Below are 25,182 nucleotides of genomic sequence, written 5' to 3' on the forward strand. Positions count from 1 at the left end.
TAGATAATTTTTTTACAAAGATAAAATTTAGTAATTAAGTTGCTCTTTTATTTTATAATGTTTTTCGTCATTTTTTGATTTGATGATCAGTTCACCAATAAAGCCAGCTAAAAATAGTAAAGTCCCTAAAATCATGGAAGTTAACGCGATATAAAACCAAGGATTGTCAGTTACTAAAATCGTTTTAATACCATTATATAATTTGTAAAGTTTGGAAATTCCGATATAAATCGCTGCTGAAAATCCAAAAATAAAGACGATTGTACCCCAAAGTCCAAAAAAATGCATGGGTCTTTTTCCAAATTTTGACAAGAAAGAAATCGTGATTAAATCCAAATAACCATTGATAAATCTACTCATTCCAAATTTGGTAACTCCGTATTTTCGAGCTTGATGCTGTACTATTTTTTCATCAATTTTTGTAAATCCTTCGTTTTTTGCTAAAATCGGGATGTATCTGTGCATTTCACCACTCACTTTTATGGCTTTTACAACGTCTTTTTTGTACGCTTTTAAACCGCAATTAAAATCGTGCAATTGCAATCCTGATGTTTTTCGAGCAATGGAATTGAATAGTTTTGAAGGAATGTTTTTTGTAAAAACATTGTCATAACGTTTCTTTTTCCAACCTGAAATCAAATCAAAATCGCCATTGATAATCAAGTTGTACAACTCAGGAATTTCCTCAGGATTGTCTTGTAAATCAGCATCCATGGTAATAATTACATTTCCTTGCGCTTTTTCAAAACCAGCATCTAACGCTTGAGATTTTCCATAATTTTTTTGAAAACGAATGCCTTTTACGGCGTTGTTTTTTTGTGATAATTGTTTAATAATTTTCCAAGAATTGTCTGTACTTCCATCATCAATAAAAATGATTTCATATAAATAACGATTGGATTGCATGACATTTGCAATCCAATCGTGTAATTCTAGTAAAGATTCTTCTTCGTTGAGAAGTGGAATGACCACTGAAATATCCATTTCTAAATGTGGTTTTCGGGTTTAAAGTTTAAATTTCAAAGTTATAAAAAACCTTGAACTTTGAATTCTGAATTTTGAACTAATACGTTTCTTCTTCAGATTTTTTCATAATTGCAGCAGCAATTGCTGAAATTACAAAACCAATAAAAGCAGAAAACGCTAAAATAACTGCTGAAACAATTACTGGTGATTGGAATTTTTCTGACATAGAAGTAGCTGCATTAATTTGTTCTTCAGTCATTCCTGAATCTAACCATTTTTGTTGCTGAAATTCCATGGCTTGTTGTTGGAAATCTGGGTCAATTACGTATGTAAAAAGTAATGTGTAAATTACAGTTATTACTGCACTTACCATAACAATACCAAGACCAATTTTAACACCTTGTCCCCAAGACATAAAACCTCTGTTGCTTGATTTATAATATTTTAAACCCATAACAACGAAGGCGATTGTTGCAATAAAACCTACAACAGAACCAACCCATTGCAATTCCAAGGATTTACCCATTGCATATAAAACTAGCGCTACAACTACACCTACTAATCCTAGATATATACCGTTATTTACAATTATACTTTTACTGTTTACTTGATTTTCCATTGTTTAAAAATTTAGTTAGTGATACAAATATATTGATTTTCAAGTTAGTGATAATTGAGTTTTTGATATTAATCCTCAATTTAATCTAGTTAGTAAACTTTTTAATAAAAATGTTACAGAAAATTTAGGTTTTTTTTAATTGGTAAAATAAAAATAGATTGTAAATTTGCAGCGGCAAGTCCTACACAACTAGCTCCCTTTGAATCCTCCAGGGTGGGAACACAGCAAAGGTATTAGGTTGTAGCAGTGTGATGTAGATAGCTTGCCATTTTTTCTTTTCCTATCCTAAATCCTTTCCAAAGGAAAGGACTTTTAAGTGTCGAATTTATAAATAATCCTTATTTAATTTTTTTTTCGATTTTTGTATACTCATAACTCAAAATTCAAAACTTTGAACCATCAACCACAAACCCAAAACCAAACAACATCAACAAAAAAAGTTGTTTTAATTACTGGTGCTTCCTCTGGCATTGGAAAATCGATGGCTGTTTTTTTATCAGAAAAAGGATTTAACGTTTATGGGACAAGTAGAAATCCTCAAAAAACGGAAGTTTTACCTTTTACAATGATTGCTTTGGATGTGTTAAAAAAGGATACTATTCAAATTGCAATTGAACAAATTATTCAACAAGAAGGCAAAATTGATGTATTGATAAACAATGCAGGGATGGGAATTACAGGGCCAATTGAAGATACTCCAACAGATGAAATGAGACGCGTTTTTGATACCAATTTTTTTGGTGCTATTGATGTGATGAAAGCAGTTTTGCCAACAATGCGTGCTCAAAAATCAGGGTTGATTATCAATATTACCTCCATTGCTGGCTATATGGGTTTGCCTTTTAGAGGGGTGTATTCTGCTACAAAAGGTGCTTTGGAATTGATTTCAGAAGCCACAAACATGGAAGTTCATCAATTTGGGATTAAAGTTGTGACTATTGCTCCTGGAGATTTTGCAACGAATATTGCAGCTGGAAGATATCATACCCCAGTTTTTGAAAATTCTGAGTATAAAAAATCGTATCAGCAAAACTTAAATTTGATGAATTCACACGTTGATAGTGGCATGAATCCGTTAGCAATGGCTGAGCAAGTGTATAAAATTATCAACAATCCAACCCCAAAAATTCATTATAAAGTGGGGAAATTTATGGAGAAATTTTCAATTGTCTTAAAACGAATTTTGCCTGATAAAGTTTATCAAAAATTGTTGATGAATCATTATAAATTGTAAATCAATTTACAAAAACAGCTTCATTTGGAATTGTGTTTAGGAATGTTTCTACAATTTCTACTTTACAAGAAGCAGTATCTAATTGAAATTGAATCCATCCAAAATAGGTTTTTCCGTCAATAATTAAACTAATTACAAAATAATCTTTTAAATTATTTGATAGTATTTCCTGGTATGTCAAAGTATTACTTAAAAAATAATTGTATTTTTCGTAAGGGGTTTTAAATTCATAAAAAACATCCAATTCATTTTTTACGCCATCAAAATATTGTTTGGTGTTTTCTGAACTAAAAGGTGGTTCAAAAATTACGATATAAGGACTATTGCTTCTAATTGGCGATAAAATTTGATTTGTTATCACATTTGTGGATACTAATTTAATCTTGAAAAATGAGAAATTTGGTTTGTTTCCAGTGTCTTTTATTTCTTCGAAAGTCAAACTAAAATCCGAACTATTATCTTTATTTACATCAATATTTATAGGCAATTTACTTCCATAACAATCTGAAAAAAATAGTTTTTTTAAAGGTTCATTCTCGATAGTTTTTGGAGTTAATTTCACCCAAAATTTTCTTGTATACGTTTTCTTGTCATGAGAATCTATATAGGTTATATTTCCTTGAAGAAGGTTGTCAATTTCCCAACTTTTTATTGAAAAATCAATAATTTTAGATTCAGTAATAGCAGAAATATCTACTTGTTTTCCGTTGTAAAATTCATAAGCTCTTTCTATTTTTAAGCAAGTTCCAATCTTAGAAAAAACAGTTGTAAATGTTTCAGTTTCTCCATCAGAACCAACATTTTTTGTGAAGTAAATTTCTACTGAATTTGAATCGTAAAATCCTTTCCAAATTATTGGATTTGAGGTGTTTGAAATTGCTATAGAATCATTTTCTGAAATTTGTAAACTACTGTCATTGCATTTGATTGAAGTATCAATTTCTTCAAGAATATTCTTGTTCGCACATGAAAAAAGTATTCCAAAGGATATGATTAAAAAAAGTGTTCTAAAAAATAGGAAATGTTTCATAAATTATTTTACAAAAATATGTTTTTCCAATTTACATTCCTCCGTAAAATTGTAACTTTGCAAAACATTTACAAACAACTCAATTTAATAAGATGAAATTTTTTATAGATACTGCAAATTTAGCGCAAATCAAAGAAGCTCAGGCTTTAGGAATTTTGGATGGTGTAACCACAAATCCATCTTTAATGGCAAAAGAAGGAATTACGGGTGAAACAAATATTATCAATCATTACAAAGCAATTTGCGAATTGGTGGATGGTGACGTTTCTGCGGAAGTTATTGCAACAGATTTTGATGGAATGGTGAAAGAAGGGGAGGTTTTAGCTGCTTTACATCCACAAATTGTGGTAAAATTACCGATGATAAAAGATGGTATCAAAGCATGTAAATATTTTTCATCAAAAGGAATTAAAACGAATGTAACGTTGGTTTTTTCTGCTGGGCAAGCGTTGTTGGCTGCCAAAGCAGGCGCAACGTATGTTTCTCCTTTTATTGGACGTTTGGATGATATTTCAACAGATGGTTTGAATTTAATTGCCGAAATCAGAACAATTTATGATAACTACGGATTTGAAACTGAAATTTTAGCAGCTTCTGTTCGTCACACAATGCACATTATTGATTGTGCAAAAATTGGTGCTGACGTAATGACGGGTCCTTTGAGTGCCATTGAAGGATTGTTGAAACATCCTTTAACTGATATTGGATTAGCGCAATTTTTAAAAGATTATCAAAAAGGGAATTAAAAAAAGTTATTAGTTGTTGGTTATTAGTTATCAGTTAAATTTCTGATAAATAATGATTTATAGCTTGTAAACTTTTTAAATCTTTATAAGAGATTTAAGAAAATGTATCCTAAAAAAGAGCTTGCTCAATTAGTTATTTCTGGGTGTTATCAATTTGGTATTGAGACTGTTGTGATTTCTCCAGGGTCTAGAAATGCGCCTTTAACAATTGGTTTTGTAAATCATCCAAAAATTAAAACTCTCAGCGTTGTTGATGAACGCTGTGCCGCTTTTTTTGCACTCGGAATTGCACAACAAACTCAAAGACCAGTAGCAATTTTATGCACTTCTGGATCTGCATTATTGAATTATTATCCAGCAATTGCAGAAGCTTTTTATAGCAATATTCCACTAATTGTACTTTCCACTGATAGACCAAAACATTTGATTGATATTGGTGATGGACAAACGATTCGTCAAGAAAATGTGTTTGAAAATCATGTGCTTTTTTCAGCAAATTTGGTTGAAAGTGTTCATTTTAAAACCAAAAATGCTCAATTATTTGGAGAAGCGTTGCAATTGGCCATTACACAAAAAGGACCTGTGCATGTAAATATTCCGTTTGATGAGCCACTTTATGAGGTTGTTGATGAGTTAAAAACATTTCATTTTCCTCATATTTCTATGAGTTCTTTGGACAATAGTCATATTGATTATGAGTTTTTATCGAAAACTTGGAATGCTGCTTCAAAGAAAATGATTGTGGTAGGTGTCAATTATCCTGATGAACAGTTACATCATTTGATGGATGTGTATGCAGAAGATGAAAGTGTGCTTATTTTAACAGAAACTACGTCCAATTTGCATCACGAAAAAGCTGTAAATTCAATTGACCAACTGATTTTTTCATTGAATAATGAGGAGTTTGAGGATTTGCGACCAGAAATTCTGATCACTTTTGGAGGAATGATTGTTTCCAAAAAAATAAAATCATTTTTACGAAAATATGCTCCCAATCATCATTGGAATATTGATGAGAAAAAGGCAACCAATACTTTTTTCTGTTTGTCAGAGTTTATTCAAATCAATCCAACCAATTTTTTTGCACATTTCAATAATCTTGTTGTTCATAAAACAGCTGATTATCAATCAAAATGGCTGAAAATTAGAGATGAAAAAAGGATAAAACATGCTGAATATTTAGCAACTTTAAATCATTCTGATTTTAAGGTTTTTGAGCAAGTTTTGGCAAGTATTCCTGAAAATTCACAATTGCAAATTAGCAATAGTGCCATTATTAGATATGCGCAATTATTTACGATTTCAAAAACGCTGAATGTTTTTTGCAACAGAGGAACAAGTGGCATTGATGGTAGTACAAGTACTGCAATTGGAGCTGCTTTTGCGAGTGAAAAGCAAACCGTTTTTATCACAGGTGATTTGAGTTTTTTTTACGATAGCAATGCTTTATGGAACAAAAATATTCCATCAAACTTTAGAATTATCATCATTAATAATTCAGGAGGAGGAATTTTTAAAATCATTCCAGGTCCAAAAAGTACGAATGTGTTGGATTATTTTGAAACTCCTCATTGCTTGACAGCAGTACATTTGGCAAAAATGTTTGAATTCGAATATTTGAATGCTTTTTCTACAGAAACTGTTCAAGAATCCTTAAGGTTGTTTTATAATTCCTCAGAAAAACCAAAAATTTTGGAAATTTTCACCCCAAGTAATGAAAACAGTGATATTTTAAATCAATATTTTAAATTTATACAATAATGGATTTGCAAATAGGAGATCAAGTACAATTGGTAATTGAAACAGAAACTGCTTTAGGTTTCATAGTTTTGATTGATGAAGAATTTGAAGGATTGTTATTTAGAAGTGAAATTTTCACAGAAATTGAAGAAGGAATGGAAGTGACAGGGTACATCAAAAATATTCGTGAAGATGGAAAAATTGATGTTTCATTAAGACCTCAAGGTTTCAGAAATGTCATTGATTTGGATGTTGAAAAAATCCTTACAAAACTGAAAAATAGCAAAGAAGGTTTTTTATTATTGACGGATAAAAGTTCTCCAGAATCCATCAAGTTTCATCTAAATATGAGTAAAAAAGCATTTAAAAAAGCCATTGGAAATTTGTACAAACAAAAATTGATTCTTTTAAAAGACGACAGAATTGAGTTGATATAGAAGTTTAAGGGTTTAAGAGTTTCTGACTTTGCCAACTTTGAATATTGAATCTTAAATTTTGAACATTTTTAATTCCCCCCAAGTCGTAAAATATTCTCATAAAAAGCATCTGCATTTGGGTCTGCAGGATCCATTTTTCCATAACCTATTTTATAATGCGTAATTGCTTTTTTGAACATTTTTCCAGTTTCGTAATATTTTCCAATATAATAATCGCCCAAATGTGAACTTGGATAGATTTTTAAAATCATTTTACCAAAATCTAACAAACGATCTCCATTTTCTTTTTCAATAATGATTTTTTCGATGGCATAAATATCTCTTTCTCTGATTCCCAAACTGCTTCCAAACAAAAATTCAATCTCTAAATATTTATTTTCCAAATAAGCAATCGCATCTAAAGGAGATAATTCTTTGATACTTTTATTGAATTCTTCTTCGGAAATTGCAGCATAAATTTCAAAAATATTACTGAACGCTCTCGGAATTGCCTCACCAATTGCAGCAATCGCATTTGAAGTTGTAATTGCATCAGAAATCACCTTAAAATTCTTAATTTCTAGTGATGATAATCCTTTTTGAACCTGTTCAATTTGCGCTTGTTTAGCACTTGAAAGGGTATTAGAAGTATTCAAATAATAATAAAAAACAGAGTCTTCCTTTGCGATTTTCGCCCAATTAAACGATTGCAATTGAGTTCCAATAAAATCAGAAAAACTAGTATTGATGCATATATATGCGTTGAAAATCGGATTTTCTTCTTGTAAAAAATGAGTAATTAAATTGGCTGAATATCCATGACCCACCAATGTAATAAAAGGCGAAGTTCTATAGGTACTTTCCATATAAAACAGCACTTCATCTCTTATGAATTCATAAAAATTTGTTGCAGTTGTTGTTAATTTTCCAGTATTTCTATCAAAAGAAACATCCGTATTTTTAGATTTTTCCATTGAAATTCCAACAATAATTTGTCTAGGAGCTTTGTCATTTTTTGAGAATAAAACTGAATTTCCAACATAAATATCAAACATTGATTCTTCATCCAAAACAATCGCTAATGGAAAATTTTTGATACTATCTTTTTCATAACCTTCTGGAATGTATATTCGCAAATTTCGAGTTGTTTCTAAAAAAGTAGATTCCAGTTGTTTTTCAATGATTTTTTGAGAAAATCCAACAAAACTGAAAAAAATAAATATTAATGAAAGTGATTTCTGATACATGAATAAGAATGTTTATTTTTGCAAGCAATGATTTTTTGTTATCTAAACAACGCACAAAATACAAAATTATGATACAACCTGAATGGAAAACTGCAAAAGAATACGAAGATATTACGTATAAAAAATGCAATGGTGTTGCTAGAATTGCATTTAACAGACCTGATGTTAGGAACGCTTTTCGCCCAAAAACAACCAAAGAATTGTATGATGCATTTTATGATGCAGGTGAAGATACCTCAATTGGGGTCGTTTTATTATCTGCTGAAGGTCCAAGTTCTAAAGATGGTGTGTATTCATTTTGTTCAGGTGGTGACCAAAAAGCAAGAGGTCATCAAGGTTATGTTGGCGAAGATGGTTATCACAGATTGAATATTTTAGAAGTTCAAAGATTGATTCGTTTCATGCCAAAAGCAGTTATAGCAGTTGTTCCAGGATGGGCAGTTGGAGGTGGACACAGTTTGCATGTGGTTTGCGATTTAACATTGGCATCCAAAGAACATGCTATTTTTAAACAAACAGATGCTGATGTCACTTCTTTTGATGGAGGTTATGGTTCAGCCTATTTAGCAAAAATGGTGGGTCAAAAAAGAGCGCGTGAAATTTTCTTTTTAGGAAGAAATTATTCTGCTCAAGAAGCTTTTGACATGGGAATGGTAAACGCAGTAATTCCTCATGATGAATTGGAAAATACGGCTTATGAATGGGCGCAAGAAATTTTAGCAAAAAGTCCAACATCTATAAAAATGCTCAAATTTGCAATGAATTTGACAGATGATGGCATGGTTGGTCAGCAAGTTTTTGCGGGCGAAGCAACACGTTTAGCATACATGACAGATGAAGCAAAAGAAGGAAGAGATGCTTTTTTGGAAAAAAGAAAACCAAACTTTCCAAAAAAGTGGATACCATAATGCCCATCCTAACCTTCCCAAAGGGAAGGAATTGTAGCATGGATAAAATCAAAAGTATGTATAAAAATTGAGGTTGATTTTTAAATTCAATCAAGATAGAATAAAGTGTAATAACTGAAAACTATAAATTACCCAGTTTGTAGTTCCTTCCCTTTCGGAAGGTTAGGATGGGCTTTTTATGAAATCACAAATCGTTACTTTTTTAATTCAGTGTCCAGATCAAAAAGGATTGGTGGCAAAAATCACTAGTTTCTTTTTCGAAAAAGGCTTCAATATTTTGAGTTGTCAGCAATATGTAAATTCGATTGAAAACACCTATTTCATGAGAATTCGTTTGAATGCAGAGGGTACTATTTTGTCAAAAAAAGAATTAGAAACTAATTTTTTAGAATTGGCAACTCCATTGAAATTCAAATGGTCAGTTCATTATGGAGACAAAAAACAGCAAGTTGCCATTTTGGTTTCTCATACAAGCCATAATTTGTATGATTTATTAGAACGATACAAAGAAGGAAATTTGAATTGTACCGTGAAAATGATTATCAGTAATCATGAAAAGTTGAGGCCTGTTGCGGAAATGTTTCAAGTCCCTTTTTACTATTTGCCTGTGGATAAAAATGACAAATTGTTGCAAGAAACTCAGCTCATTCAATTGCTTAATAAACATCAGATTGATTTAATTATCTTGGCAAGGTATATGCAAATATTGTCTGCGGATTTTATCAATACATATCCTGAAAAAATCATCAATATTCATCATTCTTTTTTACCCGCATTTCAGGGTGCAAATCCGTATTTGCGAGCTTATGAAAGAGGCGTAAAGTTGATTGGAGCAACAGCGCATTATGCCACAGAAGATTTGGATGAAGGTCCAATTATTGAGCAAGATGTAAAACCTGTTACGCACGAAAGTACGCCAACAACCTTGAAAAAAATTGGAGCAGATATCGAAAAATTGGTGTTGGCAAGAGCTGTAAATAACCATTTGAATCATCAAATAATTGTATCAGGAAATAGAGCGATTGTTTTTCCTGAAACAGGAGAATAAAGAAGTTTTTGGTTTTTAGTGTTTAGTTTTTAGTTTATAAAGTTCATGAAGATAATCTGTATTGGGCGCAATTACGCAAAACATATTGAAGAATTAGCGAATGAAAAACCAACAAGTCCCGTTGTTTTTTTAAAGCCAGATTCTGCAATCTTACCAAAAAACAATCCATTTTTTATTCCGCCATTTTCCAATGATGTTCACTATGAAGTAGAGATTTTAGTAAAAATCAATAAAGTAGGTAAATTTATTGATGCAAAATTCGCTCATAAATATTATGACGAAATAGGTTTAGGAATTGATTTTACAGCAAGAGACGTTCAGGATGAATGCAAAGCAAAAGGCCTGCCTTGGGAAAAAGCAAAAGCATTTGACGGTAGCGCAATAATTGGAGAATTTTATCCAAAAGAACAATTTGATTTAGAAAAAATAACATTCCAATTATATAAAAATAACGAACTAGTTCAAGATGGAAATTCAAACGCAATGTTGTGGAAAATAGATGAATTGATAGCCTATGTTTCTCAATATTTTACCTTGAAAAAAGGAGATATTATTTTTACTGGAACTCCAGAAGGTGTTGGAAAAGTTTCTGAAAATGATGTTTTGAAAGGTGTTTTGGAAGGAAGAGAAGCTTTTCAAATAAAGGTAAAATAGTTAATGTAGCAATGTTACAATGTAACCATAAAGCAATACAATAGCTTAGCAATAACTTATTGAACTTGAAACCCTTAGATAAGAAACCCTTAAATTTTTTAAAAAGATGAAAGCAGAAATCATAACAATTGGCGATGAAATTCTCATAGGTCAAATAGTAGATACCAATTCGCAATTTATAAGTCAAGAATTGAATAAGGTAGGTGTTTCTGTTTATCAAATTACGTCAATCCAGGATGATCAGCAACACATTTTAAATGCGTTAAAAGAAGCGCAAGAAAGAGTTGATATTGTTATTATTACAGGAGGTTTAGGCCCAACAAAAGACGATATTACAAAAAAAACAATTGCTCAATTTTTTAACAACACTGAGTTTATTGAATACCCAGAAGTCATTGAGCATATCCAAAAATTGTTTGCTAAAATCAATCATCCTTTTAAAGAAATTCAACGTTATCAAGCGCAATTGCCCTCAAAAGCAACTTTGTTAATGAATCATTTTGGAACAGCTCCTGGAATGTGGTTTTTTGAAAAAAATACCGTTTTTATTTCCTTACCTGGTGTGCCTTATGAAATGAAAGGATTAATGATCACAGAAGTGTTGCCAAGAATTCAAAAGCAATTCAAATTGTCTTTTATTCTGCATAAAACCATCATGACCTATGGTCAAGGAGAAAGCACGATTGCTGAAATTATTGAAGATTTTGAAAACAATTTGCCATCACATATCAAGCTTGCTTATCTACCATCTTTTGGAAGAGTTCGTTTGAGATTGTCTGCAAAAGGCGAAAATAAAGAACAACTTGAAAATGAGCTTACAACTAAAATCGAAGAAATTTATCAATTAATTCCTGATATCATTACAGGTTTGGATGATGAAAGTTCTTTAGAAAAAACCATTGGAGATTTATTAATCAAAAATGGAAAAACCATTTGCACTGCTGAAAGTTTGACAGGAGGAAAAATTGCAGCGACTTTAGTATCTATTGCAGGTTCATCTGCTTATTATAAAGGGAGTTTTGTAACCTATTCAGCTGAAACCAAAATAAATTTATTAGGAGTTTTGCCAGAAACTATTCAGAAAAATACAGTGGTTAGCAAAGAAGTTGCTTTAGAAATGGCAACAAATGCCAGAGAAAAATTCAAAACAAACTATGCAATCGCAGTTACTGGAAATGCAGGACCAACAATCGATCATAATGATAAGAGTGTTGGTTTGGTTTTTATTGCCCTAGTTTCGGATGAAAAAGAGATTGTAGAGGAATTTAATTTCGGAGAACCAAGAGAAAAAGTCATCAATAGAACAGTCAGTAAATCCCTAGAAATTTTAAGAAAAGAATTATTTTAAAATTTTGTAAAATTATTTTGTTCAGAATTAGATTTATATGTAAATTTGCACCTCGTTTAGAGATAATACTTAAAAACTGTCAAGAAGATGTCTAGAGTTTGTGAATTAACAGGGAAAAAAGCAATGGTTGGGAACAATGTTTCTCACGCTATGAATAGAACAAAAAGAAAGTTTGACGCTAATTTAATGACGAAGCGTTTTTACATTCCAGAAGAAGATAAATGGATTACGTTGAAAATATCTGCTTCTGCTTTGAAAAACATCAACAAGAAAGGAATTTCTGCAGTTATTAAGGACGCTAGAGCAAACGGATTTTTAACAAAATAAATATTAGCAGCAGTTTTTAGTTTACAGTTACAGTTTATAGTTGCAAAACCTTTAAACTTTTAAACCTTTAAACTTTTAAACTTTTTAAACTCGAATAGAGATGGCAAAAAAAGGAAACAGAGTTCAAGTTATTTTAGAATGTACAGAGCACAAAACTTCTGGACAACCAGGTACTTCTAGATACGTTACAACCAAAAACAAAAAGAACACTCCAGATAGAATGGAAATTAAAAAATTCAATCCTATCTTGAAAAAAGTGACTGTTCACAAAGAAATTAAATAATTAATTCGTCTAGAACTCAGCATAGAGCACATAGATTAAAAAAGACACAAAATGGCAAAAAAAACAGTTGCATCGTTACAAACAGCATCCAAAAGATTAAGCAAAGCAATCAAAATGGTAAAATCTCCAAAATCAGGAGCATATACTTTTGTTGAAGCGGTTATGGATCCTGCTGATGTAGATAAGTTTTTATCTAAAAAATAAAAACATTCTTATAAAATTTATGAAGCTACTTTCTATTTCAGAAAGTAGCTTTTTTTATGGATTTTAATTGTGTATTTTTGAGGATTCATTGACGGTTTTTAAGTTTAAAAACCAATCAAATGAATCAAGTTTTTATTTAAAAATAAATTACCGTTTTATAAAAGTTGTTATTCAGTATTTAAAATATCATGAGTTTTTTTAAAAATATATTTTCAAAGGAAAAAAAGGAAACTTTAGACAAAGGTTTAGAGAAAACGAAAGAAAATTTTTTTGATAAATTATCGAAGGCAGTTGTTGGAAAATCAAAAGTTGATGACGAGGTTTTAGATAATTTAGAAGAGGTGTTGGTTGCTTCGGATGTTGGTGTTAATACGACATTAAAAATTATTGAACGAATTGAAGAGCGTGTTGCAAAGGATAAATATGTCAGCACTAACGAATTAAATAAAATTTTAAGAGAGGAAATTGCCAATCTTTTAGCTGAAACCAACACAGGCAATGATATTGATTTTACCATTCCTGAAAATAAAAAACCTTATGTAATTATGGTTGTTGGTGTCAATGGTGTTGGAAAAACAACCACCATTGGAAAATTAGCAGCTCAATTTAAAAAACGAGGTTTTAAAGTCGTTTTAGGAGCTGCAGATACTTTTAGAGCGGCTGCAATTGACCAATTACAAATTTGGGCTGATAGAACAGGTGTGCCAATTGTGCGTCAAGAAATGGGTTCTGATCCTGCATCTGTAGCTTTTGATACGTTGAAATCTGCAGTTTCTCAAAATGCAGATGTTGTGATTATTGATACTGCAGGAAGATTGCATAACAAAGTGAATTTAATGAATGAATTGACCAAAATAAAACGCGTCATGCAAAAAGTGGTTGGGGATGCTCCTCATGATGTGTTGTTGGTTTTGGATGGTTCTACAGGGCAAAATGCTTTTGAACAAGCAAAACAATTCACGAAAGCAACTGAAGTTAGTTGTTTGGCAGTCACAAAATTAGATGGAACTGCAAAAGGTGGAGTTGTGATTGGAATCTCAGACCAATTTCAAATTCCGGTGAAATATATTGGAGTAGGAGAAGGGATTGATGATTTGCAAGTGTTCAATAAAATTGAATTTGTGGATTCTTTTTTTAAGTAAAAATTCAATTTATTAATAGATTTATTTTTCCCCATAAATCTTCATCAAAAGTAGAAAGAGCAAAGTTACTGCTGCTTGCAGCATCTCCCATTCTGATAATTACCAATTTTTTACTAGGAATTATATATATCTTCTGATCGTTTTTTCCAAGCGCAGCAAACATTTCAATAGGAGCATTTTTGATTAATGTACCTTGAAATTCAAATTGACTTTGTGGTAAATGATAACTAGATTTTCCATTCAACCACCATAAATAACCATAGGATTTATTGATTTGTTGAGATGTATTTGTGGCTTCATTTAAAAAGTTTTTTGAAACTATTTGCGTTTCATTCCATTTTCCTTCAGCTAAAATCATCAATCCAAAACGCGCCATACTTCGTGAATTACTCCAATAAACACTCAAATCTCCAGTATTTCTCCATAATCCTGTCATGCCAATTTTATCTCTCAATTTCAAATTAAAATAGGATGTAAAGGATTGATTTGTAGATTTTTCAATAACATCTTGCAATTTTACATACACATTGTGATATGCCCATCTTTCTCCAGCATCAGCAATATATTTCAAGTTTGAAGGCGAAACATCATCTCCCAAATTGTCATCCAAACCCGAATTCATCGAAAGTAAATTTTTAGAGGAAATTAAATTTTCTTTTAATAATGGCGCAGTAGTCCAACCATTTCCTAAATAATCTGACACTTTGTTTGAAATGTCTAACAAATTTTCATCTTGAGCAATACCAACTACTGTTGAGGTGAGTGTTTTTCCTGCACTTGCCCAATACCAAACTGAATTGCTGTTATGATTATTGAAATATTTTTCGACGACAATTTTACCATTATAAAGGATTATAAAACTTTTGGTATTTTTCTCTTCAAGAAAAGTAAATAATGGGTTTAATTGAGTTTCATTCCAGCCCAATTTGGAGATACTTTCAGTTTCCCATGCATTTGAATTTATGGGTGGAAAATATATCTTGTTATTATTTTCATTGATGATTTCCTCTTCAATAATTGTTTCTTTTGAACAAGAAAATACAATGAAAATTGAAATCAAAATAATGAAAATAGGATTCTTAGGCTTCATAAAAAAATCAAATTACCAATAAGACATTTATTTAAAAAAAAGGTTTAAAGTAGTATCTTTGAGAATAAAATCAAATGTAATGAAAAAAGCTTTCCTGATTACTGTATCATTTTTCTTGTTTCTTTCTTGTCAACAAAAAGAAAATCCTGTTTTTTTTAAAAAATATGATGAAACAATTGCTCTTAAAAAACAGCAAAATCATCAAAATGGAAGAATGAAATTCAAATTATTTCAGTCTAAATTTATAGATATGAATGAAGTTTTCAAACCATTTAATGATGACTTAGCCAAATTTTCTGAAGAAGATTATCAAGCTTTAAAACCAATCATTTTAGAGCAGAATATTCCAACTATTCAAAAGAGTATCAAAGATGGAAATTTGACGTATGAAAAATTGACTTTGTTTTATTTATATAGAATCCGAAAATTCGAAAGCGACTCAACATTATCATTAAATAGTATCATTTCGTTGAATCCTGATGTGGTAAAACAAGCCAAAGAAAAAGATAAAAATGCAAAAAATATTCCCGATTTTTCAGTGTATGGAATGCCAATTTTGTTGAAAGATAATATCAATACCAATAATATGCCAACCACAGCTGGTGCAGTAGCTTTGAAAGATAATCAAACAAAAAATGATGCTTTTATAGTTGAAAAATTAAAGGAAAGTGGCGCATTGATTTTAGGAAAAGTCAATTTAAGTGAATGGGCTTATTTTTTCTGTTCAGGATGTCCTTTAGGATATTCAGCCATTGGAGGTCAAACGTTAAATCCTTATGGAAGAGGCGAATTTGAAACAGGAGGAAGTTCAGCAGGAAGTGGAGTTACAGTTGCTGCCAATTTTGCAGTTGCTGCAATTGGTACAGAAACCTCAGGATCAATTACTTCGCCATCAAGTATGAATTCGGTTGTAGGATTAAAACCAACAATAGGTATGTTAAGTAGAACTGGAATTGTACCAATTTCAAGTACGTTAGATACTCCTGGACCAATGACTAAAAATGTGATTGATAATGCAATTTTGGCACAAGCAATGTTGGGAAAAGACAATGCAGATGAATCATCTTTTGAAGTTGAAAAAGATGATTTTAATGCTGATATAATTTCTAAAGGAAGTTTAAAAGGAAAAAGATTGGGTGTTTTACAATCACTTTTAACAGATACAATTTATGCAGCAACTATCGAAAAACTAAAAAATGCAGGCGCAGAATTGGTTGAACTCAATCCTCAACAACCCTCTTTTAATGGATTTATTACGCTGTTAAATATTGATATGAAACACGATTTACCCAAATATTTAGCAAATAATGCTGATAAATCACTTTTTATTAAAAATGTAAAAAGTGTAGTTGAATTTAATAAAAAAGACAGTCTTTTAAGAGCTCCTTATGGACAACAATTATTTGAAGGAATTGTAAAAGACACCACCACTTTAGCTCAATTAGAGGTTGTAAAACAAAATCTAAAATTGGATGGAGAAAACTATTTAAAGGCATTAAAAGAGCAAAATTTAGATGCTATTTTATCTATAAATAATTATCATTCTGGTATTGCAGCTGTCTCTTTTCATCCAACATTGACAGTTCCTATGGGGTATAAAAAATCCGGAGAACCAATTAGTTTGACATTTGTGGGACTTCCATTTTCAGAGAGTAATTTACTGAAAATTGGTTATGCTTTTGAGCAACTATCAAAAGCTAGAAAAATGCCTAAAAACTATCAATAAGAAAATTTTAAATCAATCAAAATGACTTATTTTTGCAAACTTTTAAAAGTGAAAAATTAAGTTTCATAATCTAATAGCCAAAAGCTAATAAAATGCGTACAAAAACCATCAAAAAAAATAAAATCAATGTGGTAACTTTAGGTTGCTCAAAAAACATTTACGATAGCGAAGTGTTAATGGGACAATTAAAAGCTAATGGTAAAAATGTAGTTCACGAAGATGAAAACGATGATGGAAATATTGTAGTAATTAATACCTGCGGATTTATTGGTAAAGCCAAAGAAGAAAGTATTGATACTATTTTGCATTATGCACAAAGAAAAGAAGCTGGAGAAATTGATAAGGTTTTTGTAACAGGTTGTTTAAGCGAACGTTACAAGCCTGATTTAGAGAAAGAAATTCCGAATGTAGATCAATATTTTGGCACTCATGATTTGCCAAACTTGCTAAAAGTTTTAGAAGCAGATTACAAACACGAATTGATAGGTGAGCGTTTAACAACAACACCAAAACACTATGCATACTTAAAAATTGCGGAAGGTTGTGACAGACCTTGTTCGTTTTGCGCTATTCCTTTAATGCGTGGCAAACACAAATCAACACCCATTGAAGATATCATTAAAGAAGCTACAAAATTGGCTGAAAAAGGCATCAAAGAAATCATGTTGATTGCACAAGATTTAACCTATTATGGCTTAGATATTTACAAAAAAAGAGCTTTGGCAGATTTATTAGAAGCACTTGTAAAAGTTGACGGAATTGAATGGATTCGTTTGCATTATGCTTTTCCAGCAGGTTTTCCAATGGATGTAATTGAAGTCATGAAACGCGAGCCAAAAGTGTGTAATTATTTGGATATTCCTTTGCAGCACATCAATTCTGAGATTTTAAAATCGATGAAAAGAGGAACAACGCATGAAAAAACGACTGATTTAATCAAAAAATTCAGAGAGGCAATTCCTGAAATGGCAATCAGAACTACGCTGATTGTGGGTTATCCTGGCGAAACTGAAGAACAATTTGAGGAGCTGAAAGATTGGGTGGAAGAAATGCGTTTTGAACGTTTGGGCGTTTTTGAATATTCTCATGAAGAAAACACAGGTGCCTATGTTTTGGAAGACGATGTTCCTGCAGATGTAAAATTCAGACGAGTTAATGAAATCATGGAATTGCAATCTCAAATTTCCTGGGAACTGAATCAGGAAAAAATCGGAAAGACTTTTAGATGCTTGTTTGATAGAAAAGATGGCGAATTTTTTTATGGAAGAACAGAATTTGATTCACCTGATGTTGATAACGACGTTTTGGTTGATGCAACTGAGCATTATATTAAAATTGGAGAGTTTATTGATGTAACTATTTATGATGCAGGAGATTATGATTTGTATGGAACTCCTGTAAAATCATAAAAATCAATATTTTATTCTGTTTGATTGACCATATCAGGTGTTAAACCCAATTCATCATCAATTTTTTGGACTAAATCTCTACCCATTTCTATAGTATCATCTATCATTTCTAGTTGTAATTTATAGATAAGAATTAAAGATTTTAAGGCATTTAAGAATTTCATTTTTGTATCATCAATTTCTAATTTCTTTATTAAAATAATGTCAATTTCTGAATCAGTTTCAAACAACCCATCTTTATCTTCATACAATTCTTTATCAATCATTACAATTTGAGCTAAATCGTAAAAAACAGGATGTAATTCTCGGTAAAATACATTATCATTATTGTTTTTGACATCAATATAATTGTCTTCCGAATACAAATAATAGTCAATAATATTGACACTTAATTCTTTATTTTTAATCAATGCTTGTTGTCCAGATGAAATCAATTCTTGATAGGTATTATTGATATTCGGGAAATTATCAGTCTCCATTAATAAATTTAATTTCTCATTTAAACTATCAATATTCTGAAAATTCTTAGTTTCTTTATAGCTTTTAAGGATTGATTCTGAAGTTTTTATACAATTTTCGTAATGTTCTTTCATGTATTTTAAAACATCCCTTTGATATTCAATATCCTCAACCATATTGATCAAATACCATTTTTCTTTTACTTTATTTACGTTTTCTATGCTCCAATTATTGAATTGTAGCGCCAATAAAATTCCCACAACCACCAAAAAAATTTCACCAATTGCATACATTACATATTTTTGAAAATTGTTTTGTGCTAGTAATTTTTGGCGAATTTTTCTATATACTTGAATCATAGACTTTTGTTTGATTTGTGAAAGGTATAAAAAAATGATTTAAAATGAATCTTCTCAATATTTTAATTCCAACTTATTTTACAATAGACTTGCTTTTTAAGGAAAAAAAGTATCTTTGTTTCAAATTTTTTTATAATGACTTTAATCAAATCAATCTCAGGAATTAGAGGTACAATTGGAGGAAAAACTTCAGATAATTTAACTCCAATTGATGCTGTAAAATTTGCAGCTGCATATGGTGCATTTCTAAAACTAAGAAATCCCCAAAAAGAAAATTTATTGGTTGTTATTGGAAGAGATGCTCGAATTTCTGGAAATATGATTAGCAGTTTGGTGGCAAATACTTTAGTTGGTTTGGGAATTCATGTGGTTGATTTGGGATTGTCAACAACTCCAACAGTTGAAGTTGCAGTTCCTCTTGAAAAAGCAGATGGAGGTATTATTTTGACAGCCTCTCACAATCCAAAACAATGGAATGCTTTAAAACTATTAAACGAAAAAGGCGAGTTTTTAAATGCTGCTGATGGTGAAAAAATTCTAGAGTTGGCAGAAAATGAATCTTTTGATTTTGCTGAAGTTGATGATTTAGGAACGTATACAATTGATAATTCATATTTACAAAAACATATCAAAGAAGTTTTAAACCTTGATTTGGTAGATGTTGAAGCTATAAAAAAGGCCAATTTTAAAGTGGTTGTTGATGCAGTAAATTCAACTGGAGGAATTTTTATTCCAGCGTTATTAAAAGAACTAAATGTGGAATGTGTTGAATTATATTGCACACCAAATGGACAATTTCCTCACAATCCTGAACCTTTAAAAGAGCATTTAACAGATATTTCTGAACTAGTTGTGAAAGAAAAAGCGGATTTGGGAATTGTAGTTGACCCTGATGTTGATAGGCTTGCTTTAATTTGTGAAGATGGTTCTATGTTTGGTGAAGAATACACATTGGTTGCCTGTGCTGATTATGTTTTAGGACGTTTAGGTGGAGGAAATACAGTTTCTAATTTATCATCTTCAAGAGCGTTAAGAGATGTTACAACTCAACATGGAGGAACATATACAGCAAGTGCTGTTGGAGAAGTGAATGTGGTTCAGAAAATGAAAGATACAAATACCGTTATTGGAGGTGAAGGAAATGGCGGAATTATTTATCCTGCTTCTCATTATGGACGTGATTCTTTGGTAGGAGTTGCCTTGTTTTTATCGCATTTAGCGCACAAGAGAATGTCTTGCAAACAATTAAGAGATTCGTATCCAAGTTATTTTATGAGTAAAAATAAAATTGAACTAACACCTGAGATAGATGTTGATAAAATACTGGTTATCATGGCTTCAACATATAAAGATGAAGAAGTAAATACAATTGATGGTGTAAAAATTGACTTTGAAAATGAATGGATTCACTTAAGAAAATCAAACACAGAACCTATTATCAGAATCTACACAGAAGCGAAATCACAAAAAGCAGCTGATGATTTAGCAGTTCGTTTTATTGATGAAATCAGAGAAATTATCAAGTAATTTTTTATGAATTTAGAACAATTTTTTTCGCAATTTAGAGAGCATATTATTGGCATCAATCAAACTTTTGATTCTCCTTATGGAGTACAAAAAGTGGTATATGCTGATTGGACTGCGAGTGGTCGATTATACAGACCAATTGAAGAAAAAATTTGCAATGAATTGGGACCTTTTGTAGCAAATACTCATACCGAAACTTCTACAACTGGTGCAACAATGACACTTGCTTATCATGAGGCAAGAAAAATTATAAAACGTCATGTGAATGCCAATGAAAATGATGTTTTGATTACTTCAGGTTCTGGAATGACTGGAGTTGTGAATAAATTTCAGCGTATTTTAGGCTTAAAAATCAATGAGAATTTAAAAAATTACACAACAATTCCTGATGATTTAAAACCCATCATTTTTATTTCACACATGGAACATCATTCCAATCAAACTTCTTGGTTGGAGACAATTGCTGATGTTGAAGTGGTTCCTGCTGACGAAAACGGATTGGTTTCTGTAGAAAATTTTGAAAGTTGTATCAAAAAACATCTCCATAGAGAAATTAAAATTGTCGCAATTACTTCCTGTTCTAATGTTACAGGAATCAAAACGCCATATCATAAAATCGCCAAACTCATTCATCAATACAATGGATTGTGTTTTGTGGATTTTGCTTGTTGTGCGCCTTATGTTGACATCAATATGCATCCTGAAAATGAGGAAGAATATTTGGATGCCATTTTCTTTTCTCCGCATAAATTTTTAGGTGGTCCTGGAAGTGCAGGAGTGTTAGTTTTTAATAAAAAATTATATAAAAATATTGTACCTGATAATCCTGGTGGAGGTACAGTAAGTTACACAAATCCTTGGGGTCAACATGATTATTTTGATGATGTTGAAACTCGTGAAGATGGTGGAACTCCAGCTTTTTTGCAAACAATTAAAATTGCATTTGCCATTCAATTAAAGGAAAAAATGGGCGTTTCAAATATTGAAAATCGAGAAAACGAAATCAATAAACGAATGTTTGAAACCCTTGAAAAACTGAAAGGAGTTCAAATTTTAGCTCCAAATCAGAAAAAAAGATTGAGTATTTTTTCATTTTATTTTGAAAAATATCACTTCAATTTGGTGGTAAAATTATTGAATGATCGTTTTGGAATTCAGACTAGAGGAGGTTGTTCTTGCGCAGGAACGTATGGACATTTTTTATTAAATGTGGATCAAGAAACATCTACAAAAATCAAAAACCAAATTTTACAAGGTTGTAATACTGAAAAACCAGGTTGGGTTCGTTTGTCTTTGCATCCAACAATAACAAATCAAGAATTGGAATTTATTTGTGATGCTTTGAAAGAACTTTCAGAGAAAATTGAAGTTTGGTCAAAAGACTATGTGTATGACATTTCTAAAAATGATTTTTCATACAAGGATAATCAATCATTTGAAAAAGAGTTGGTTACCTATTGGTTTTCTTAGAAGAGTAATTGTTTGTCCATTCTTCAAACCTGTCTTTATGTTTAAATCTGTTATGTGACCAAAGATAATTTTCAGGACTTTGTATGATGTTTTTTTCGGTAATATTGAGGTATTTTTCTGTCAATTCATAGTTTTCAAAACTTTTAGGGTTTTCAGTAACTAATTCAAATTCAGTTTCATAATATCCTCTTTTGATTTTTTTTGTATGATGATTAATGACAACTAAATCAAACTTTTTTGATAACATTTCTAATCCTGTATGAACAGGAACTTTCACACCGAAAAATTTAGTCCAATACAATGTTTTCTCAACCAAAGGCGATTGATCACTCAATAAAATATACAATCCCTGATGCTGTTTTTGGTAATTTAACATCATTATTTTTACAGTTTCAAAGGTTTTGATGCCAATAAATCCAAAACGCTCTCTTGATTTTTTCAACGCTTTTTCAAAATAAGGATTTTTTAATTGATTGTAAGAGCCATAAATAGGAATTTTAGTAATCAAAGGTAAATTCACACACCATTCCCAATTAGCCAAATGCGCGCCAACCAAGGCAATGCTTTTTTCTTCGTTAACAAATGAATTTAATAACTCAGGATTTTTGTATGCATAACGTTTAAAAATCTCCTTTTCTCCCATTGAAAATGCTTTGACACTTTCCATTAGAATATCAGTAAAGTGTTTGAAAAATTCTTTGGATAATTGTTCTTTTTCTGTAAGGGTTTTCTCAGGAAATGCGTAAGAAATATTTTTCATAACCACCTCTTTTCTATATCCAAAAACATGATAAATCAGGAAAAACAAAACGTCAGAAATCAGATATAATATTCTCATGGGCAATCTTGAAAAAAGCCATGCAAATGGATAAACGATTCCGAAAAGTAGGAGTTGCATATTTTGAAATTATGATGCAAATATCTACATTTAATATGAAACTTTCTTGCTTAAAACTTTTCAATTTTCTTATGTTTGTAGGATGTTAGAAAATCCGAATTTAGTAGTTATCCTTATGATCATTGCGAATGTATTGTTTTCGATGAAAGGATTTGACAATTTTCATTTTTTTGAAAAATATAAATTTCAAATCAATAAGATTTCAAATGGTGAAAAAATAAGAATGATAAGTGCTGGTTTTTTGCATGCAGATTGGATGCATTTAGGGTTCAATATGTATGCATTGTATCTTTTTGGCGGAATTGTTTCTTCAATGCTTGGCATTTTCAGTTTCTTAATGATTTACTTTGGAAGCTTACTTGCAGGCAATTTATATACCTATTTTTATCATAAAGATGAACCATATTACAGTGCAATAGGTGCATCTGGAGCTGTATCAGGAATTGTGTATGCTTCTATTTTATTATTTCCGGATATGAAATTGTTATTGTTTTTTGCTATTCCAATGACAGGATATGTTTTTGGAATTGGTTACTTATTATATTCTATTTATGGGATGAAAAAACAGTTAGGAAATATTGGTCATGCAGCACATTTAGGAGGTACCATTGGAGGTTTTGCAATCACACTTTTGTTAGTTCCTTCACTTTTTTTAACAAATACAATTTTTGTTGTTTTATTAGCAATACCAATAGTTTTTTTATTGCTTTTTGGAAGTAAATTGAAAAGTTTATAATAAAAAAAACGTTGCAAATTTGCAACGTTTTTGAGCGAGAGACCGGGCTCGAACCGGCGACATTTAGCTTGGAAGGCTAAAGCTCTACCAACTGAGCTACTCTCGCAGTAAAGCACTGCAAATATAAACTCATTTTTTATTTCTGCAATTTTTTCTTTCAAAAAAATTACTGAATTGCTGCTTTTATCATTCTATCATTTCCGAAAATGTCTTTTCGCAATTCAATGTTTTTAAATCCTTTATTGGATAACATCTCAACTGTTTGATTTCCTAAATATTGATTGATTTCAAAAAATAACAATCCATTTTCTGACAAATGTTGCATTGCTAAATCAGCTATTTTAGTATAAAAAATCAATGGATTTTCATCGGAAACAAACAATGCTTGATGTGGTTCGTTTTCTAAAACATTTTTTTGCATTTCAGCTTTCTCTAATTCCCGAACATAAGGAGGATTTGAAACAATTATATCAAAGTTTATTGGAGTTTTGTCCTTTGAAAGTAAATTCAAATTTGATGTTTTCAAGATATCCATTTCAAAAAAAGAAATATAAACTTTATGAAGTTCAGCATTTTTAAGGGCAACTTCCAACGCTTTTGCTGAAATGTCAATGGCAGAAATAGTAGCGAAATCTATATTTTTTGCAAGCGAAATAGGAATACAGCCTGTTCCTGTTCCAATATCCAAAATAGTTAATTTTGGGGTTTCTTTTTTTTCTAAAATTGTAATTTCATCTAAAATCCATGCAACCAATTCTTCAGTTTCGGGTCTTGGAATCAAAGTGTTTTTATTCACCAAAAAAGGCAAACCAAAAAATTCAGTTTTCCCTAAAATATATTGAATTGGTTCATGATTTTTTAATTTTTCTAAGGCGATATTTAATTGATTATGAGTAGTTTTATCAATCAAAAAATCAGGATTTAAAACAACATCAATTCTTTTAAAATTTAAATATTCTTCTATTAGAAATGAAAAAAAAGTATCAATTTCTGTGGTTGGAAAATCGTTTTCTAAAGCTTGAAAAAAATCTTTTTTGTACTCTTTTATTGTAATCAAAATAAGGTTATAAATCTTTAATCATCCAAAAATCACAAGAATAATGGCAAGTGTTTCCCATAGGTTTCTCTAAATTTTGAAACCCATTTTTTTTGTACAATTTTACTGCATCTTTCATGTAGGGTAAGGTTTCTAAATAACAACTTTCAAAACCAAATTCTTTGGCTTTTTCAAGACAAATAGCAATCATTTTTGAACCCAAACCTTTTCCTCTTGCTTCTGGCAAAAAATACATTTTTTGCAATTCGCACACATTTCCATCAAAATTATCCAGTTGCGCAATTCCTGCTCCACCAACTACTTTTTTACCAATTTCCAAAACAAAATAAATAGCTTTTTCTTTTTGATAGGTTTCAAAAAGTTGGTCTGTTGCTTTGTCTTCATAAGCTGTCCCAATTGTTGGAGCGCCCATTTCTACAATCACACTTCGAACAATTTTAGCTAATTCTGCATTGTCATTTTGTTGTATTTCTCTTATAATAAAGTCTGTATTTGACATTTAATACTGTATTTTTGCGAGGGCAATTTACCTATTTTAA

General features: G+C 30.9%; 26 protein-coding genes, 1 tRNA gene and 1 other RNA gene. 18 read left to right on the forward strand and 10 right to left on the reverse strand.

Features of this window, described 5'->3' with window-relative positions:
- Positions 1 to 27: 27 nt before the first annotated feature.
- Entirely contained in the window at positions 28 to 984 is a 957-nt protein-coding gene (locus IU405_RS02805) for a glycosyltransferase family 2 protein (protein ID WP_197437096.1), read from the reverse strand.
- Positions 985 to 1,063: 79 nt separating this feature from the next.
- Positions 1,064 to 1,585 carry a DUF4199 domain-containing protein gene (locus IU405_RS02810; RefSeq protein ID WP_197437097.1) on the reverse strand — a complete coding sequence of 174 codons (522 nt, stop codon included), beginning with the start codon at positions 1,583 to 1,585 and terminating at the stop codon, positions 1,064 to 1,066.
- Positions 1,586 to 1,757: 172 nt separating this feature from the next.
- Here IU405_RS02810 and ffs point away from each other — a divergent pair.
- Both ffs and IU405_RS02820 read left to right on the forward strand, forming a co-directional pair.
- An RNA gene (ffs, locus tag IU405_RS02815) (signal recognition particle sRNA small type) lies at positions 1,758 to 1,856 on the forward strand.
- A gap of 120 nt (positions 1,857 to 1,976) precedes the next feature.
- Positions 1,977 to 2,819: an SDR family oxidoreductase gene (locus IU405_RS02820; protein ID WP_262894629.1), complete on the forward strand. Its 843-nt coding sequence runs from the start codon at positions 1,977 to 1,979 to the stop codon at positions 2,817 to 2,819.
- 1 nt (position 2,820) lies between these two features.
- Here the strand turns inward: IU405_RS02820 and IU405_RS02825 are convergent, their stop codons facing one another.
- Entirely contained in the window at positions 2,821 to 3,849 is a 1,029-nt protein-coding gene (locus tag IU405_RS02825) for a hypothetical protein (RefSeq protein ID WP_197437098.1), read from the reverse strand.
- A 92-nt stretch (positions 3,850 to 3,941) separates the two neighbouring features.
- Between IU405_RS02825 and fsa the strand changes: the two genes are divergently transcribed.
- The 3 genes from fsa to IU405_RS02840 all read left to right on the forward strand — a co-directional run bounded on the left by fsa (position 3,942) and on the right by IU405_RS02840 (position 6,772).
- Positions 3,942 to 4,595, forward strand: coding sequence for a fructose-6-phosphate aldolase (gene fsa, locus IU405_RS02830; protein WP_197437099.1), 654 nt, complete (start codon positions 3,942 to 3,944; stop codon positions 4,593 to 4,595).
- A 102-nt stretch (positions 4,596 to 4,697) separates the two neighbouring features.
- Positions 4,698 to 6,356, forward strand: coding sequence for a 2-succinyl-5-enolpyruvyl-6-hydroxy-3-cyclohexene-1-carboxylic-acid synthase (menD, locus tag IU405_RS02835; protein ID WP_197437100.1), 1,659 nt, complete (start codon positions 4,698 to 4,700; stop codon positions 6,354 to 6,356).
- Complete coding sequence (locus IU405_RS02840; RefSeq protein ID WP_197437101.1) at positions 6,356 to 6,772, forward strand: DNA-binding protein; 417 nt, start codon at positions 6,356 to 6,358, stop codon at positions 6,770 to 6,772. Before menD ends, IU405_RS02840 begins: the two co-directional genes overlap by 1 nt.
- A gap of 68 nt (positions 6,773 to 6,840) precedes the next feature.
- Here IU405_RS02840 and IU405_RS02845 read toward each other — a convergent pair whose 3' ends face one another.
- Positions 6,841 to 7,998 (reverse strand): alpha/beta hydrolase-fold protein, encoded by a 1,158-nt coding sequence (locus IU405_RS02845; RefSeq protein ID WP_197437102.1) that lies wholly within the window; start codon positions 7,996 to 7,998, stop codon positions 6,841 to 6,843.
- 68 nt (positions 7,999 to 8,066) lie between these two features.
- Here IU405_RS02845 and IU405_RS02850 point away from each other — a divergent pair, with 68 nt between their 5' ends.
- The 8 genes from IU405_RS02850 (at position 8,067) to ftsY (ending at position 13,912) form a co-directional block, all read left to right on the forward strand.
- Complete coding sequence (locus IU405_RS02850) at positions 8,067 to 8,906, forward strand: 1,4-dihydroxy-2-naphthoyl-CoA synthase (RefSeq protein ID WP_197437103.1); 840 nt, start codon at positions 8,067 to 8,069, stop codon at positions 8,904 to 8,906.
- A 178-nt stretch (positions 8,907 to 9,084) separates the two neighbouring features.
- On the forward strand, positions 9,085 to 9,954 hold the full coding sequence (gene purU / locus IU405_RS02855) for a formyltetrahydrofolate deformylase (protein WP_197437104.1): 870 nt from the start codon (positions 9,085 to 9,087) through the stop codon (positions 9,952 to 9,954).
- 45 nt (positions 9,955 to 9,999) lie between these two features.
- Positions 10,000 to 10,608, forward strand: coding sequence for a fumarylacetoacetate hydrolase family protein (locus IU405_RS02860; RefSeq protein WP_197437105.1), 609 nt, complete (start codon positions 10,000 to 10,002; stop codon positions 10,606 to 10,608).
- Between the two features lie 106 nt (positions 10,609 to 10,714).
- Complete coding sequence (locus tag IU405_RS02865; RefSeq protein WP_197437106.1) at positions 10,715 to 11,956, forward strand: competence/damage-inducible protein A; 1,242 nt, start codon at positions 10,715 to 10,717, stop codon at positions 11,954 to 11,956.
- 87 nt (positions 11,957 to 12,043) lie between these two features.
- Positions 12,044 to 12,283 carry a 50S ribosomal protein L28 gene (gene rpmB, locus IU405_RS02870; RefSeq protein WP_197437107.1) on the forward strand — a complete coding sequence of 80 codons (240 nt, stop codon included), beginning with the start codon at positions 12,044 to 12,046 and terminating at the stop codon, positions 12,281 to 12,283.
- A 100-nt stretch (positions 12,284 to 12,383) separates the two neighbouring features.
- Positions 12,384 to 12,566 (forward strand): 50S ribosomal protein L33, encoded by a 183-nt coding sequence (gene rpmG, locus IU405_RS02875; protein WP_197437108.1) that lies wholly within the window; start codon positions 12,384 to 12,386, stop codon positions 12,564 to 12,566.
- Positions 12,567 to 12,617: 51 nt separating this feature from the next.
- Positions 12,618 to 12,770 carry a DUF4295 family protein gene (locus IU405_RS02880; RefSeq protein WP_197437109.1) on the forward strand — a complete coding sequence of 51 codons (153 nt, stop codon included), beginning with the start codon at positions 12,618 to 12,620 and terminating at the stop codon, positions 12,768 to 12,770.
- Between the two features lie 188 nt (positions 12,771 to 12,958).
- Positions 12,959 to 13,912 (forward strand): signal recognition particle-docking protein FtsY, encoded by a 954-nt coding sequence (gene ftsY, locus IU405_RS02885; RefSeq protein WP_197437110.1) that lies wholly within the window; start codon positions 12,959 to 12,961, stop codon positions 13,910 to 13,912.
- Between the two features lie 4 nt (positions 13,913 to 13,916).
- Here ftsY and IU405_RS02890 read toward each other — a convergent pair whose 3' ends face one another.
- Positions 13,917 to 15,002: a serine hydrolase domain-containing protein gene (locus IU405_RS02890; RefSeq protein ID WP_197437111.1), complete on the reverse strand. Its 1,086-nt coding sequence runs from the start codon at positions 15,000 to 15,002 to the stop codon at positions 13,917 to 13,919.
- A gap of 79 nt (positions 15,003 to 15,081) precedes the next feature.
- On the opposite strand from IU405_RS02890, the gene IU405_RS02895 reads away from it, so the two are divergent.
- Positions 15,082 to 16,728 (forward strand): amidase family protein, encoded by a 1,647-nt coding sequence (locus IU405_RS02895; RefSeq protein ID WP_197437112.1) that lies wholly within the window; start codon positions 15,082 to 15,084, stop codon positions 16,726 to 16,728.
- A 92-nt stretch (positions 16,729 to 16,820) separates the two neighbouring features.
- Entirely contained in the window at positions 16,821 to 18,137 is a 1,317-nt protein-coding gene (gene rimO / locus IU405_RS02900; RefSeq protein WP_197437113.1) for a 30S ribosomal protein S12 methylthiotransferase RimO, read from the forward strand.
- An 11-nt stretch (positions 18,138 to 18,148) separates the two neighbouring features.
- On the opposite strand, the gene IU405_RS02905 is transcribed toward rimO, so the two are convergent.
- Positions 18,149 to 18,955 carry a DUF6090 family protein gene (locus IU405_RS02905; protein WP_197437114.1) on the reverse strand — a complete coding sequence of 269 codons (807 nt, stop codon included), beginning with the start codon at positions 18,953 to 18,955 and terminating at the stop codon, positions 18,149 to 18,151.
- A 135-nt stretch (positions 18,956 to 19,090) separates the two neighbouring features.
- Here IU405_RS02905 and glmM point away from each other — a divergent pair, with 135 nt between their 5' ends.
- Both glmM and IU405_RS02915 read left to right on the forward strand, forming a co-directional pair.
- Positions 19,091 to 20,482, forward strand: a complete 1,392-nt coding sequence (gene glmM, locus IU405_RS02910) for a phosphoglucosamine mutase (protein ID WP_197437115.1) — start codon at positions 19,091 to 19,093, stop codon at positions 20,480 to 20,482.
- 6 nt (positions 20,483 to 20,488) lie between these two features.
- Positions 20,489 to 21,952 carry an aminotransferase class V-fold PLP-dependent enzyme gene (locus IU405_RS02915; protein ID WP_197437116.1) on the forward strand — a complete coding sequence of 488 codons (1,464 nt, stop codon included), beginning with the start codon at positions 20,489 to 20,491 and terminating at the stop codon, positions 21,950 to 21,952.
- On the opposite strand, the gene IU405_RS02920 is transcribed toward IU405_RS02915, so the two are convergent.
- Positions 21,933 to 22,850, reverse strand: coding sequence for a lysophospholipid acyltransferase family protein (locus IU405_RS02920; RefSeq protein ID WP_197437117.1), 918 nt, complete (start codon positions 22,848 to 22,850; stop codon positions 21,933 to 21,935). The two genes, IU405_RS02915 and IU405_RS02920, sit on opposite strands and share 20 nt — an antisense overlap.
- A gap of 82 nt (positions 22,851 to 22,932) precedes the next feature.
- Here IU405_RS02920 and IU405_RS02925 point away from each other — a divergent pair, with 82 nt between their 5' ends.
- Positions 22,933 to 23,586 (forward strand): rhomboid family intramembrane serine protease, encoded by a 654-nt coding sequence (locus IU405_RS02925; protein WP_197437138.1) that lies wholly within the window; start codon positions 22,933 to 22,935, stop codon positions 23,584 to 23,586.
- Between the two features lie 33 nt (positions 23,587 to 23,619).
- Here the strand turns inward: IU405_RS02925 and IU405_RS02930 are convergent.
- The 3 genes from IU405_RS02930 to IU405_RS02940 form a co-directional block, all read right to left on the reverse strand.
- Positions 23,620 to 23,692 (reverse strand) — tRNA-Gly (locus IU405_RS02930).
- A 60-nt stretch (positions 23,693 to 23,752) separates the two neighbouring features.
- The gene (prmC, locus tag IU405_RS02935; RefSeq protein ID WP_197437139.1) at positions 23,753 to 24,640 is read right to left on the reverse strand and encodes a peptide chain release factor N(5)-glutamine methyltransferase; all 888 of its coding nucleotides are present in this window, start codon (positions 24,638 to 24,640) and stop codon (positions 23,753 to 23,755) included.
- A 10-nt stretch (positions 24,641 to 24,650) separates the two neighbouring features.
- Positions 24,651 to 25,142 (reverse strand): GNAT family N-acetyltransferase, encoded by a 492-nt coding sequence (locus tag IU405_RS02940; protein WP_197437118.1) that lies wholly within the window; start codon positions 25,140 to 25,142, stop codon positions 24,651 to 24,653.
- Positions 25,143 to 25,182: the final 40 nt, after the last annotated feature.

Origin of the sequence: Polaribacter sp. BAL334 (assembly GCF_015767435.1) — a bacterium.
Lineage (GTDB): Bacteria > Bacteroidota > Bacteroidia > Flavobacteriales > Flavobacteriaceae > Polaribacter.